The 15246-nt window shown below is 43.4% G+C and carries 12 protein-coding genes and 1 tRNA gene; all 13 read right to left on the minus strand.

The window, feature by feature from the left end; all coding sequences use genetic code 11:
* Positions 1 to 84: 84 nt before the first annotated feature.
* Positions 85 to 2181 carry an elongation factor G gene (gene fusA / locus IT781_RS20060; RefSeq protein ID WP_194971953.1) on the minus strand — a complete coding sequence of 699 codons (2097 nt, stop codon included), beginning with the start codon at positions 2179 to 2181 and terminating at the stop codon, positions 85 to 87.
* 30 nt (positions 2182 to 2211) lie between these two features.
* Positions 2212 to 2682 carry a 30S ribosomal protein S7 gene (rpsG, locus tag IT781_RS20065; RefSeq protein ID WP_194971954.1) on the minus strand — a complete coding sequence of 157 codons (471 nt, stop codon included), beginning with the start codon at positions 2680 to 2682 and terminating at the stop codon, positions 2212 to 2214.
* Between the two features lie 19 nt (positions 2683 to 2701).
* The gene (gene rpsL / locus IT781_RS20070) at positions 2702 to 3076 is read right to left on the minus strand and encodes a 30S ribosomal protein S12 (protein WP_027159763.1); all 375 of its coding nucleotides are present in this window, start codon (positions 3074 to 3076) and stop codon (positions 2702 to 2704) included.
* Between the two features lie 184 nt (positions 3077 to 3260).
* A complete protein-coding gene (gene rpoC / locus IT781_RS20075) occupies positions 3261 to 7466 on the minus strand; it encodes a DNA-directed RNA polymerase subunit beta' (RefSeq protein WP_305076265.1) in 4206 nt (1401 codons plus the stop codon).
* A 75-nt stretch (positions 7467 to 7541) separates the two neighbouring features.
* Entirely contained in the window at positions 7542 to 11618 is a 4077-nt protein-coding gene (gene rpoB, locus IT781_RS20080) for a DNA-directed RNA polymerase subunit beta (RefSeq protein WP_194971962.1), read from the minus strand.
* A 129-nt stretch (positions 11619 to 11747) separates the two neighbouring features.
* Positions 11748 to 12122 (minus strand): 50S ribosomal protein L7/L12, encoded by a 375-nt coding sequence (gene rplL / locus IT781_RS20085; RefSeq protein WP_194971955.1) that lies wholly within the window; start codon positions 12120 to 12122, stop codon positions 11748 to 11750.
* Positions 12123 to 12170: 48 nt separating this feature from the next.
* The gene (gene rplJ, locus IT781_RS20090; protein ID WP_194971956.1) at positions 12171 to 12665 is read right to left on the minus strand and encodes a 50S ribosomal protein L10; all 495 of its coding nucleotides are present in this window, start codon (positions 12663 to 12665) and stop codon (positions 12171 to 12173) included.
* A gap of 179 nt (positions 12666 to 12844) precedes the next feature.
* Positions 12845 to 13540: a 50S ribosomal protein L1 gene (gene rplA, locus IT781_RS20095; RefSeq protein ID WP_194971957.1), complete on the minus strand. Its 696-nt coding sequence runs from the start codon at positions 13538 to 13540 to the stop codon at positions 12845 to 12847.
* Positions 13540 to 13971, minus strand: coding sequence for a 50S ribosomal protein L11 (gene rplK, locus IT781_RS20100; protein WP_194971958.1), 432 nt, complete (start codon positions 13969 to 13971; stop codon positions 13540 to 13542). The genes rplA and rplK overlap by 1 nt, the downstream gene beginning before the upstream one ends.
* 104 nt (positions 13972 to 14075) lie before the next feature.
* Positions 14076 to 14609 (minus strand): transcription termination/antitermination protein NusG, encoded by a 534-nt coding sequence (gene nusG / locus IT781_RS20105; protein WP_194971959.1) that lies wholly within the window; start codon positions 14607 to 14609, stop codon positions 14076 to 14078.
* Position 14610: 1 nt separating this feature from the next.
* Positions 14611 to 14988, minus strand: a complete 378-nt coding sequence (secE, locus tag IT781_RS20110) for a preprotein translocase subunit SecE (RefSeq protein WP_194971960.1) — start codon at positions 14986 to 14988, stop codon at positions 14611 to 14613.
* Between the two features lie 49 nt (positions 14989 to 15037).
* Positions 15038 to 15113 (minus strand) — tRNA-Trp (locus IT781_RS20115).
* A 50-nt stretch (positions 15114 to 15163) separates the two neighbouring features.
* On the minus strand, positions 15164 to 15246 hold an 83-nt coding region (locus IT781_RS20120), incomplete at its 5' end, for a hypothetical protein (RefSeq protein WP_228779306.1).

Here is a 15246-nt window from a genome sequence, read left to right on the forward strand (position 1 = left end):
CGATGGTGCCTACGTTTACGTGTGGCTTAGTACGTGTAAATTTTTCTTTGGCCATGAGTTAATACCTTTATGTTATATTCAATTTTATGAAGATTTTTTAATAATTGCTTCCGCAATATTTGCAGGCGCTTCATTGTATTTTTCAAACTGCATACTGTATGTAGCTCGCCCCTGCGTTGCCGAACGCAAATCAGTTGCATAACCAAACATTTCAGCTAACGGCACTTCGCAACTAATTGTTTTACCTGATGGTGTATCTTCCATACCCTGGATCAATCCACGGCGCCTATTGATATCACCGACAACGTCACCCATATATTCTTCAGGGGTAGCAATCTCAACTTTCATTATAGGCTCCAGCAACGCTGGGTTTGCTTTCCGCGCACCTTCTCTAAAACACATCGAACCGGCAATTTTGAAAGCCATTTCGCTCGAATCAACATCGTGATACGAACCATCAAATAAAGACACCTTGACATCAACAACAGGGAAACCTGCAAGAACACCGCTTTTCAACTGTTCTTGAACACCTTTGTCTACTGCTGGAATGTATTCCTTTGGAACAACTCCACCAACAATTTCGTTAACGAATTCATAGCCCGAGCCAATTTCTTTTGGCTCAATACGCAACCAGACATGGCCATATTGACCCCTGCCTCCTGACTGCCTTATAAATTTTCCTTCCTGCTCTACAGTACTACGAATAGTTTCTCGATATGCAACCTGCGGGGCACCTACGTTAGCTTCGACATTGAATTCCCTTTTCATTCGGTCAACAATAATCTCTAGATGAAGCTCGCCCATTCCTGAGATAATTATTTGCCCAGACTCTTCATCTGTATGAACTCGAAATGATGGATCTTCTTGAGCTAACTTACTTAACGCGATGCCCATCTTTTCCTGATCAGCTTTTGTCTTAGGCTCTACTGCAACCGAGATCACTGGATCTGGGAACTCCATGCGCTCAAGAATGATTTTTTCATTAAGATCGCATAAGGTATCACCGGTGGTCACATCCTTTAATCCAATAGCCGCTGCTATATCGCCCGCATAGACTTCCTTTACCTCTTCACGGCTATTAGCGTGCATTTGCACTATGCGGCCAATTCGCTCTTTTTTCATTTTTACTGAGTTGTAAACACTATCTCCGGAATTCAATACACCCGAGTAAACTCTGAAAAAAGTTAATGCACCAACAAATGGATCAGCTGCTATCTTGAAAGCCAAAGCAGCAAATGGCGCATCATCTGTAGCCGGACGATCCGCTTCAGTTACTTCATCTTCAAGCAATCCTTTAATTGCCCGAACATCTGTCGGCGCCGGCAGATATTCAACAACCGCATCCAGCATTGCCTGGACGCCCTTATTTTTAAAAGCGGAACCACAAAATGCTGGAACTACCTGATTAGCTATAGTTTGTGCACGTATGCCCTGTTTAATCTCTTCGTTTGTTAAAACGCCATCTTCCAGATATTTTTCCATTAGCTCTTCGCTGCCTTCCGCAGCAGCCTCAATCATATGCTCTCTCCACTCTTCGCAAAGTTTCAGCATATTGACTGGAATATCCTTTTCCTGAAAGGTCATACCCATATTGGCCTCATCCCAATATATTGCTTTCATTTTGATGAGATCAACAACGCCTTCAAAAGCATCTTCTGCTCCGATTGGCAACTGCATAGGCACTGCTTTACTTCCCAAGCGATTTTTGATTTGCTCGATCACTCGTAAAAAGTCTGCACCCGATCGATCCATCTTGTTAATAAAAGCCAACCTAGGCACATAATATTTATTAGCCTGACGCCAAACCGTTTCAGACTGAGGCTCAACGCCTCCTACAGCACAAAAAACGGCACACGCGCCATCTAAAACGCGCAAGGAACGCTCTACTTCGATAGTAAAATCAACATGTCCTGGCGTATCGATAATATTAATTCGATGCTGCGGAAACTGACTCTCCATTCCGCTCCAGAAGCAGGTCGTAGCAGCAGAAGTGATCGTTATACCTCGCTCCTGCTCCTGTTCCATCCAATCCATGGTAGCAGCACCATCGTGCACCTCACCTATCTTATGAGACACACCTGTATAGTACAGCACACGCTCAGTAGTCGTCGTCTTACCAGCATCTATATGAGCCATAATGCCGATATTTCGATAACGATCTATAGGTGTCTTGCGCGCCACGACTATACAGCCTTTTGTTTAATCTGCTTATTACCAGCGATAATGAGAGAAAGCTTTATTAGCCTCTGCCATTCTGTGGGTGTCTTCGCGCTTCTTAGCCGCAGCACCTCTGCTTTCAAAAGCATCCAATAACTCACCAGCAAGCTTAGCAGACATGCTTCTCTCATTTCTTTTACGAGAAGCATCAATCAACCAACGCATCGCCAAAGCCATACGTCTTGAAGGACGCACTTCCACAGGCACCTGATAAGTCGCACCACCCACACGGCGAGATTTAACCTCAACTCTAGGCTGAACATTTTCAAGCGCTTTTGACAGCACATCCAATGGCTCAGAGTGACCTTTGCTCTCAATTACATCCAGAGCACCATAGACGATCCCTTCTGCAATTGACTTCTTGCCACTTTCCATGATCATATTCATAAACTTAGTCAGCATAACACTGCCAAATCTTGGATCTGGAATAATCTCTCTTTTCGTAGCGACTCTTCTTCTAGACATTTATCTCACCAACCAACGTTTATTTTTTAGGCCGTTTAGTGCCATATTTGGAGCGACCACATTTTCTATTAGTCACACCAGAAGTATCCAAACTACCACGAACGACATGATATCTAACACCGGGCAAGTCTTTTACACGACCGCCCCTTATCAGAACCACAGAGTGCTCCTGAAGATTATGCCCTTCACCACCAATGTAACTACTAACTTCAGATCCGTTAGTAAGTCTAACCCTGGCCACCTTACGCAACGCCGAGTTTGGTTTTTTAGGGGTCGTCGTATAAACACGCGTACACACTCCTCTACGTTGAGGACATGCTTCCAATGCTGGAACATTGCTTTTTTCTACTTTTTTAGCGCGCGGCTTACGAACCAATTGGTTGATCGTGGCCATATCTTTGTTTACTCCGATATACAATTAACTGTCAGACAATAAAAATAACCGTCGAACATAAAATATGTCGACGGTTAATTAGCTTTTCAACCTGACTCAAGCACTTAGCTCATGTGAGCAGAATATGATACTTGCTAATATATGTCAGGTCAAGCTCATTTTATCAATGAGTTTTACTACATTATTAAATATTTAAAGCTTGCTTAAGAGCCTCTTCCACATCCCCAGCATCTACCATAGAAGCTGCTTCGCTTTCGACAACCTCATGCTGAGCAAATCTGTTTTTTCTGTTTTCATGATAAGCAAGACCTGTTCCTGCAGGAATTAATCTTCCTACAATAACATTTTCCTTTAAGCCTTGGAGATTATCACTCAATCCACGAACAGCAGCATCTGTTAAGACACGGGTCGTTTCCTGGAATGAAGCAGCAGAAATAAAGGACTCTGTAGCCAACGAGGCCTTAGTGATGCCCAGCAACACCGATTCATAACTAGCCGGAATTTTGCCTTCTACTTCCATTCTTTCATTCACTTCTCTTAGAACAGCACGCTCAACTTGATCTCCTTTCAGGAATTCAGTGTCTCCAGAAGCAGTAATTTCTACTTTTCTAAGCATTTGTCTAATGATAGCTTCAATATGCTTATCATTAATTTTCACACCTTGTAAACGATAAACATCTTGAATTTCCTTAACCAGATAGTTGGCCAATTCTTCTATGCCTCTTAATCTAAGAATATCGTGCGGCGTTAATTCACCTTCAGCAATTGTCTCGCCCTTCTCAACGTATTCTCCTTCAAAGACTGTGATATGACGCCATTTCGGTATTAAGGTTTCATACTGTTCACCAGCAGCATCAGTAATTATGACGCGCTGTTTGCCTTTTGTTTCCTTTCCAAACGAAATAGTACCACTCGTTTCTGCAAGAATTGCCGGATCTTTCGTTTTGCGCGCCTCAAACAAGTCAGCTACCCGCGGCAAACCACCGGTAATATCTCTTGTTTTACTGGACTCCTGCGGAATTCTGGCCAAAACGTCACCGACTTTCACTTCACCACCATCTTTAATGCCGACAATCGCTCCAGCGGGCAAGAAATATTGCGCTGGAATTTCGGTACCTGGCAAGAAGATCGCATTTCCGTTTACATCCAGCAATCTCACCATTGGACGCAGTTCTTTACCAGCGCCGCCTCTTTGTTTAGGATCAGTAACTACAAGAGAACTTAGACCGGTTACTTCATCAGATTGCTTTTGTACAGTTACGCCATCAACGAAATCGATTAAGCTTACAACACCGTCAACTTCGGTAATAACCGGATGCGTATGAGGATCCCATGTAACAATAATATCGCCAGCATTAACTCTGCCACCTTCTTGTATTGAAAGCACCGCGCCATAAGGAATTTTATAACGCTCTCTTTCACGACCATAATCATCGACCACGCCTACTTCGCCTGATCTCGAAACAGCAACCAGATTGCCTTCTCGGTTGAGCACTGATTTCAAGTTGCTTAGACGAACCGTACCAGCTGATTTTACTTGAACATTGCTGATTGCCGCAGATCTAGATGCCGCACCACCAATATGGAAAGTACGCATGGTCAACTGAGTTCCAGGCTCGCCGATTGACTGTGCAGCAATAACGCCAATTGCCTCACCAATATTGACCAAATGGCCACGACCTAAATCACGTCCATAGCAAGCAGCGCAAACCCCATATCTGCTTTCACAAGTAATGACCGACCTTACTAGAACCTGATCAATACTATGCTCTTCGAGAACAGAAACCCAATGCTCATCTAATAACGTACCTTTAGGCACCACGACTTTTTCACCGCTAGCCTCCATTACGTCATTAACTACAACCCGACCTAACACGCGTTCTGATAATGGCTCAACCACATCCCCACCTTCAATAATAGGGGTCATGATCAATCCGTCAGAAGTGCCACAATCATCGGCCGTAACAACCAAATCTTGAGCAACATCCACTAATCTACGTGTTAAATATCCTGAGTTTGCTGTCTTCAGCGCTGTATCAGCCAGACCTTTACGAGCACCATGAGTAGAAATAAAGTACTGCAACACATCCAGGCCTTCCCTGAAGTTAGCAGTAATGGGTGTCTCAATAATTGATCCATCGGGCTTAGCCATCAATCCGCGCATACCGGCCAACTGCCTGATTTGAGCAGCAGAACCTCTAGCACCAGACTCCGCCATCATAAAGATTGAGTTGAATGACTTTTGCTTTACAGTCTTACCTTCAGCATCGACAACAGATTCTTCACCCAATCCATCCATCATCACCTTAGCAACTTGATCATTGGCACGCGACCAAATATCAACAACTTTGTTGTAGCGCTCACCATCGGTTACTAGACCAGAGGAATACTGACTTTGAATTTCATTTACTTCGGCATCGGCAATTTTGATGATATCGACTTTTTTAGCCGGTATCGCCATATCCTCAATACCAAAAGATACACCTGAAATTGTTGCATATCTAAAACCTAGGTACATGAGCTGGTCAGCGAGCACAACTGTATCTTTATTACCTAAGAAACGGTAACTGTAGTTGATCAACCTCGATATGTTCTTTTTTGTCATATCACAGTTAACCAACTCATAAGGCATGCGATCCGGGACTATTTCCCAAATCAGTGCACGACCGACAGTTGTTTCAACGCGGCGAGTTCTTCCTTCAAGCTCACCCTTCCCATTATCAACTTTCTCTGTAATGCGAAGCTGAATCCTTGACTGCAATTCAACTGTTTTAGCAAGTAGAGCCCTATGGATTTCACCAACACTGCCAAATATGCTGCCATTGCCTTTCGCATTAATTTTTTCACGGCTAATATAATACAGACCCAATACCACGTCTTGAGATGGATTGATAACCGGCTCACCGTTAGCTGGCGATAAGATATTATTGGTCGCCATCATTAATGTACGCGCTTCCAACTGAGCTTCAACAGACAGAGGAATATGTACCGCCATCTGGTCGCCGTCGAAGTCAGCGTTAAAGGCGCTGCACACCAATGGATGCAACTGTATCGCTTTACCTTCAATCAAAATTGGTTCAAACGCCTGAATACCAAGTCTGTGCAGTGTAGGAGCCCGATTCAGCAAAATCGGGTGTTCACGAATGACTTCTTCAAGAATATCCCAGACTTCAGTACCTTCCCGTTCAACCATTTTCTTAGCAGCTTTAATGGTTGTAGCAAGGCCTCTGAACTGTAATTTGCTGAATATAAATGGCTTAAACAACTCCAGCGCCATTTTTTTCGGCAATCCGCATTGATGCAATCTTAGCGTCGGACCAACAACGATAACTGAACGACCTGAGTAATCGACACGTTTACCAAGCAGGTTTTGCCTGAAGCGTCCCTGTTTGCCTTTAATCATATCTGCCAATGATTTAAGAGGGCGTCTATTGGTGCCTGTAATCGCCCGACCGCGACGACCATTATCCAACAAAGCATCAACAGATTCCTGCAACATCCGTTTTTCGTTACGAACGATAATATCCGGCGCATTTAAATCCAACAATCGGTTTAAACGATTATTCCTGTTAATAACCCGGCGATATAAATCATTTAAATCTGAGGTAGCGAACCGACCACCATCTAAAGGCACCAAAGGACGCAATTCTGGCGGCAATACAGGCAGCACCTGCAAAATCATCCATTCAGGACGATTATTTGAGTTCAGTAATGCATCTATTACTTTAAGACGTTTTGAATACTTCTTGATTTTGGTTTCTGAATTTGTCGAGTTAATTTCTTCGCGAAGAATATTGACCTCTTCCTTCAAATCAATCGCCTTCAGCAAATCATAGATCGCTTCAGCGCCCATTTTTGCAACAAAGTCGTCGCCATGCAGTTCAACTGCATCCAGATACTCATCATCAGTAAGTAACTGTCCTTTCTCTAAAGGTGTCATTCCTGGATCTAAAACTACAAACGATTCAAAATACAACACGCGCTCAATCTCGCGTAGCGTCATATCTAATAACAGTGCAATTCTGGACGGCAGTGACTTTAAGAACCAGATATGCGCAACAGGACTTGCTAAATCAATATGCCCCATTCTTTCACGGCGCACTTTTGACAGCGTTACCTCAACACCACATTTTTCGCAAATAACACCGCGGTGCTTTAGCCTTTTATATTTTCCGCATAAGCATTCATAATCACTGACAGGACCAAAAATTTTTGCGCAAAATAAACCATCACGCTCAGGCTTGAACGTACGATAATTGATCGTTTCCGGTTTTTTTACCTCGCCATAGGACCAGGAACGAATCATGTCCGGCGATGCCAAACCGATACGGATCGCATCAAAATCATCGGTACGGCCTTGGCGCTTTAAGAAATTCATTAAATCTTTCAAGAGTATGTCCTCTTTAAATACTTTTCTGGCGTATTCCAGAACAGGCTATCAGTTAATTTCAATAAGACGCGGATATTAATCCCGTTCCAATTCAATATTGACAGCCAATGAGCGGATTTCTTTAATTAATACATTAAACGATTCCGGCATGCCGGCTTCCATTTTATGATCACCGTCGACAATATTTTTATACATTCGGGTTCGCCCAGTCACGTCATCGGATTTAACTGTTAACATTTCCTGCAATGTATATGCTGCGCCATAAGCTTCAAGCGCCCAAACCTCCATCTCACCGAAACGTTGACCACCAAATTGCGCTTTACCACCCAATGGCTGCTGGGTAACAAGACTATAAGGTCCTGTTGACCGTGCATGCATTTTGTCATCAACCAAATGGTTCAGTTTTAACATGTACATATAACCAACTGTCACCTTCCGCTCAAACGGCTCACCAGTCAAACCATCATAAAGAATGGTTTGGCCATCTTCTGGAAGATCAGCAAGTCTCAGCATAGTGCGAATTTCTTCTTCAGTAGCACCATCAAATACAGGTGTCGCCATAGGCACACCACCAACCAAGTTGGTTGCCATTTCCAGAATTTCTTCATCAGTAAATGAATCCAGATCTTCTTTACGACCACTACTGTTATAAATTTTATCCAAGAAGCTTCGAATTTCAGCAATTTTGGCTTTTGCTTCAAGCATTTTACCTATCTTGATGCCCAAGCCTTTAGCCGCCCAACCCAAATGAGTCTCAAGCACCTGCCCGACGTTCATCCGCGATGGTACACCTAATGGATTCAATACAATATCAACCGGATTACCATCAGCTGTATACGGCATATCTTCAATTGGTCTAATCATGGAAATAACCCCTTTATTCCCATGTCGTCCCGCCATTTTATCGCCGGGCTGAATACGTCTTTTAACCGCCAAGTAAACCTTGACCATTTTCAAAACACCAGGCGCCAAATCATCACCCATAGTGATTTTTTTACGCTTGATTTCAAATTTCTCGTCAAAGTCTTTCCTTTGCTGCTCGACTTGCTCAGCTACGGCTTCCAGTTGAAGGTTGATATCTTCATCTTTCATTCTGATTTTTAACCAGTCTGAATGCTTAAGATTGTCCAAATAAGTTTGGGTTATTTCAGTGCCCGCTTTTAACTGAGCCGGACCTGATTGAGCAACCTTACCAATTAATAGTTTAGCTACACGGGCGAATATATCGCCTTCCAGAATCTTGAGCTGATCATCAAGGTCTTTTCTGTAACGCTTGATTTCGGCTTCTTCAATATCAAGCGCACGCTTGTCCTTTTTAACACCATCCCGAGTGAATACCTGAACATCAATAACCGTCCCTTCAATACTACCTGGAACGCGCAATGATGTATCCTTTACGTCCGCCGCCTTCTCACCAAAAATTGCGCGCAATAACTTTTCTTCCGGCGTTAACTGGGTCTCTCCTTTTGGAGTTACCTTGCCCACCAAAATATCGCCACCTTTTACTTCAGCACCCACATAGACAATCCCGGACTCATCAAGTTTTGACAAGGCTTCTTCGCTAACATTTGGAATATCTGCAGTAATTTCTTCCGGGCTATGTTTTGTATCACGCGCTACGCAGGTTTTCTCTTCAATATGGATTGTAGTAAAGCGATCTTCCCTGACAACACGCTCAGAAACCAGAATCGAGTCTTCAAAGTTGTATCCATTCCACGGCATGAAGGCAACTAGCATGTTCTGCCCTAAGGCCAACTCACCAAGATCTGTAGATGGACCGTCAGCCAAGATATCTCCGGCATTAACGATATCACCCGGTTTTACTAACGGCTTCTGGTTAATACAAGTATTCTGATTTGATCGGGTATATTTGGTCAGGTTGTAAATATCTACGCCAGGAGCCCCCGTTTCTGTTTCCGTATCATTTACGCGAACCACAATCCGGGCGGCATCGACCGCTTCAATACGCCCACCTCGTGCAGCCACTACAGTTACACCGGAATCCTTAGCTACGGTTCTTTCCATACCGGTGCCTACCAGCGGCTTTTCCGCCCTTAGCGTAGGAACGGCCTGACGCTGCATGTTAGAACCCATCAATGCACGGTTAGCGTCATCATGCTCAAGAAATGGAATAATGGAAGCAGCAACCGATACAATCTGTTTTGACGATACGTCCATATACTGCACAGTATCTGACATCGCCAGAGTAAATTCATCTTTATGCCGGCATGATACTAAGCCTTCTACCAGTTTGCCGGTTTCATCGACAGCAACACTAGCCTGAGCAATAACGAACTCGCCTTCTTCAATAGCTGACAAATAATCAACTTGATCGGTTACTCTGCCGTCGATAACTTTTCTGTAAGGCGTTTCCAGGAAACCATAATCATTAGTCCGAGCATAAACTGACAGCGAGTTGATCAAACCAATGTTTGGGCCTTCAGGTGTTTCAATTGGACAGACTCTACCGTAGTGTGTCGTGTGTACGTCACGAACCTCAAAACCAGCGCGCTCCCTTGCTAAACCACCGGGCCCTAAGGCGGATACACGGCGTTTGTGAGTCACTTGAGACAGTGGATTATTCTGGTCCATGAACTGTGACAACTGACTGGAGCCAAAAAATTCTTTTACTGCTGCCGAAACTGGTTTTGCATTGATTATTTCCTGCGGCATCAATCCTTCAGAGTCAGCTAACGTTAAGCGTTCTTTTACCGCTCTTTCAACTCTGACCAAACCAACGCGGAACTGGTTTTCAATCATTTCACCGACAGAACGCACACGTCTATTACCCAAATGATCGATATCATCAACATTGCCGTTGCCATTGCGGATGTCGATTAATTCTTTTAAAACATCAATGATGTCTTCATTAGTTAGCGTACCTGGGCCAGTCGTTTCTTCTCGACCTAAGCGCCGATTAAATTTCATCCGACCAACATTGGACAAATCATATCTTTCATCGGTAAAAAATAGATTCTGGAACAGATTTTCCGCTGCTTCTTTAGTTGGTGGCTCACCAGGACGCATCATCCGATATATTTCTACCAACGCCTCTAATGTATTGGTTGTTACATCCAATCTCATGGCATTAGAGATGTACGGACCTTTATCCAAATCATTAACAAACAAGGTATTGATTTCAGTAATACCACTCTCAATGATTCGATCTATTAATTCTGTTGTTAACTCGTCATTAACATTGGCAACCAATTCTCCGGTTGACTCATCAATCACGTTGTGCCCCAGTATCTTTCCTGCCAAATACTCTTTAGGGACTTCAACTACCGTCAGGCCGACTTTATTCATTTCGCGAATATGTTTCGCTGTAATACGACGACCTTCTTCAACTAAAACCTGTCCATCCCGTTTAATATCAAACGTGGCGATCTCGCCCCGCATTCTTTCAGGCACTATATGAAATAGGCATTTTCCATTACTGAAAGTAAATTTATTGGTTTCGTAGAAGATTTTGATCATTTCTTCATTGTCGAAACCCAATGCTCTAAGCAGGATCGTAGCCGGAATTTTTCTACGTCTATCGATTCGCACGTAAACGCAGTCCTTATGGTCGAATTCAAAATCTAACCAAGAGCCGCGATAAGGAATAACGCGCGCATTAAATAAGAGTTTTCCTGACGAATGTGTCTTTCCTTTATCATGATCAAAAAAGACACCAGGTGAACGATGCAACTGCGAGACAATAACCCGCTCTGTACCATTAATTACGAAAGTTCCGTTTTCTGTCATCAAAGGCAACTCGCCCATGTAGACTTCCTGCTCACGGATATCTTTTACAACTTTGGCAGTGGCTGGAGCATCTTTATCGTAGATAACCAGGCGCACTAATACTCTTAAAGGCGCGGCATAAGTCGCTCCTCGTTGTTGACACTCTCTTACATCAAAAGTGGGATCTCCCAATCTATATCGCACATATTCCAGTACCGCGTATCCAGAGTGGCTTTCAATAGGAAATACACTGGAAAATGCCGCATGCAAACCAATATCGGCACGCTTTTCAGGTACTGCTCCTGATTGTAAAAAGCTTGCATAAGAATTGATTTGAGTTGCCAGAAGATAGGGAACTTCAAGTACTTCAGTACCTTTCCCAAAGTTATTTCGAATACGCTTTTTTTCGGTAAAAGAGTAGGACATATCGCTTCCAAACCTTTTCGTCATGAATAATTTCTACTGTGCATTTATTGCAAACAGTAAAAGGCCGGTGACAGAATTGCCACCAGCCATATTAAAAGGCGTGAGCCTTGTATTTTTTGGGTCAAAATCTTATTTGATTTCGACAGTAGCGCCCGCTTCTTCAAGCTGCTTTTTGAAATCATCCGCTTCGGCTTTAGAAACACCTTCTTTCAAAGTTGTTGGAACGCCTTCTACAGCATCTTTAGCTTCTTTTAGACCTAAACCAGTAATACCACGCACTGCTTTAATTACAGCAACTTTGTTATCACCGAAACCGGTCATGATTACGTCAAATTCAGTTTGTTCTTCAGCTGCCGCTGCGCCTGCTGCTGCAGCTGGCGCAGCCGCTACTGCAACTGCTGCTGTTACGCCGAATTTCTCTTCCATCGCTGAAATTAAATCAACGATTTCCATAATAGTCATATTGGAAACTGCATCCAAGATGTCTTCGTGTGAAACTGCCATTTAGTATTCCTCTAAAACAATAATTTTTTAAACTGGTTAAAAATAAGCTTATGCCGCTTCTTTCTGATCTCTGACCGCAGCCAAAGTACGAACAAGTTTTCCGACCGGTGCTTTCATTACAGACATCAGCATTGCAATAGCTTGATCGCGTGTCGGCATACTTGCCAAACGTGCCAGCTCGGATGCACCGTAAGCTTGACCATTAATGGCCACAACTTTGGTGATTAACTTATCGTGAGTTTTGGCGAAATCACTGATCAGACGCGCAGCACAACCAGGATCTTCCATTGAAAATGCAAGCAATAGAGGGCCTACTAGGCCATCTTGCATACATTCAAATTCAGTTCCGGCTACAGCTCGTTTCGCCAGTGTATTTTTTACCACACGCAGATAAACACCTGTTTCTCTCGCAGTTTTACGCAGCTCGGTCAATTCCGTAACTGTTAAACCACGATATTCTGCTGCTACTGCAGAATGCGCTTTAGCAGCAATTTCAGCAACTTCTTCTACGACAGCTTTTTTGCTATCTAAATTTAGTGCCACAGCTTACCTCCGGTAAGTTCTGGAAGATATCCAGAATTAATAAAACGCATCTTGAAGATGCCCCTTACGGTCCCTTTCCCCAGTTATTAGGTCCAGCTTCCGTCTGCGCAGGAAATATTAAGTTTCGCAACTCCTGCGGTCTTTGACGGTTACCGATAAAACGGCAACCCAAAGTCTTTTTACATATTAATACTGCTTTGGTCCAGCCACAAACCGGGGCCCATGGTAGAAGACAAAGTAATCTTCTTGATATATACACCTTTAGCTGCTGTCGGTTTCGCTTTTTTCAGATCGGATATCAACGCTTCCAGGTTTCCTTGAATCGCATCAGCATCAAAAGTCACTTTACCTAATGTGCAGTGAATAATACCTGCCTTATCTGTACGATAGCGAACCTGGCCTGATTTAGCGTTTCTTACTGCAGTGGCCACATCTGGAGTTACAGTACCAACCTTAGGGTTAGGCATTAAACCTCTAGGGCCCAAGATTTGGCCTAATTGACCAACTACGCGCATCGCATCAGGAGACGCAATGACTACATCAAAGTTCATTTCGCCTTTTTTGACCAAGTCGCCCAGATCGTCCATGCCAACAATATCAGCACCAGCTTCTCTAGCTGCATCAGCATTTGGGCCTTGAGTAAATACAGCAACTCTTACAGTCTTGCCAGTACCATGCGGCAGAACGGTTGCACCGCGAACGTTCTGATCTGATTTGCGTGGATCAACGCCCAGGTTAACACTCACATCAACAGCTTCATTAAATTTTGCTGTACCTAACTCTTTCAATAACTGAACGGCTTCAGTGATGGAATATTGCTTAGTTCTATCAACTTTCGATTTGATAAGTTTCGCTCTTTTTGACAACTTAGCCATTATAATCCCTCCACATTCAGACCCATGCTACGCGCGCTGCCAGCAATTGTTTTTACTGCAGCTTCCAAATTTGCCGCATTCAAATCTTCCATTTTTGTTTTAGCAATCTCTTCCAGTTGCGCACGGGTTACAGTACCGACTTTCTTAGTATTCGGGTTACTGCTTCCACTTTTTATACCGGTTGCTTTCTTTAGAAGGATTGAAGCAGGAGGTGTCTTGGTGATAAAGGTAAAGCTACGATCACTGTAAACAGTGATGACCACAGGCAGAGGCAGTCCTTTTTCCACGTCCTGAGTTTTAGCATTAAATGCTTTACAAAACTCCATAATGTTGACGCCGCGCTGACCCAAAGCAGGACCAACCGGTGGACTCGGGTTTGCTTCACCCGCTTTTACTTGTAACTTAATATAAGCCGTTATCTTTTTTGCCATTTTTTACTCCAATACGGGTTCAAGCGCTTTCCAGCTCCCCTAGACGCAAAAATCCCTGCCTTATTCAGACAGAGATTTCGTAGATACTAACCGCAGACTAACTGTTAGGTTTTTTCAACTTGCCCAAAATCAAGCTCAACAGAAGTTGAACGACCAAAAATGAGCACTGATATTTTCAACTTGCTTTTTTCGTAGTTAACTTCTTCAACTACACCATTAAAGTCTTTAAATGGCCCGTCAATTACTCTTACTACTTCACCAACCTCAAACAGAATTTTCGGACGTGGTTTATTTACACCTTCTTCAACTCTATTGAGAATAGACATTGCCTCTCTTTCTGAGATAGGAGCAGGACGATCTGAGGTGCCGCCTATAAAGCCTAACACCCTTGGAACATCTCGCACCAAGTGCCAAGTCTCGTCAGTCAATTCCATCTGAACAAGGACATAACCCGGAAAAAATTTCCTTTCACTTTTGCGCTGCTGCCCCATGCGCATTTCAACTACCTCTTCGGTAGGAACTAATATCTTTCCAAAATACTGTTGCAATCCTTCTCTTTTAATCCGCTCTTCTAATGCTTGCTTAACTTTATTTTCAAAGTTTGAGTACGCATGCACTACATACCAGCGAAGTGCCATCCTACCCTCCTTGACCAGTCAGAAGCCGCACACCCCAAAACAGGAACATGTCCAACAACCATAAAATCAGCCCCACAATGAATACCATTGCAAATACCAACAAAGTAGTACGTATTGTTTCTTCACGCGTAGGCCAAACAACTTTTCTGACCTCCTGCCTGGACTCCAACACAAAATTCCAAACACTTCGGCCCACATCAGTTGTTAACATAATGCCCAGCACTATTATCACAACGCCTACTAAGCCTAAAACTCTATATAAGAGCTTAACATCTGAGAAATAATAGAATGCAGCCACTCCAGCAGCCACAAAGACAACGGATAAGACCTGCTTTACAACATCAAGGACTGACGTCGTTGCTTCTGCCTGAGTATTCATGTGTTACTTATTATGGAAATGGATAATATTGATATGGTTTTAATCTGATTGGCAGGCCAGGAGGGTCTCGAACCCCCAACCCGCGGTTTTGGAGACCGCTACTCTACCAATTGAGCTACTGACCTAATTCAGACAAACTTTAAAATGAACTACTATATTATACTAGTTTTAAAAATTATTCAAGTATTGATGAAACAACGCCTGCACCGACGGTACGTCCGCCTTCGCGAATAGCAAAACGCAAACCTTCTTCCATAG

The organism is Methylobacter sp. BlB1 (assembly GCF_015476545.1).
Classification (GTDB): Bacteria; Pseudomonadota; Gammaproteobacteria; order Methylococcales; family Methylomonadaceae; genus Methylobacter.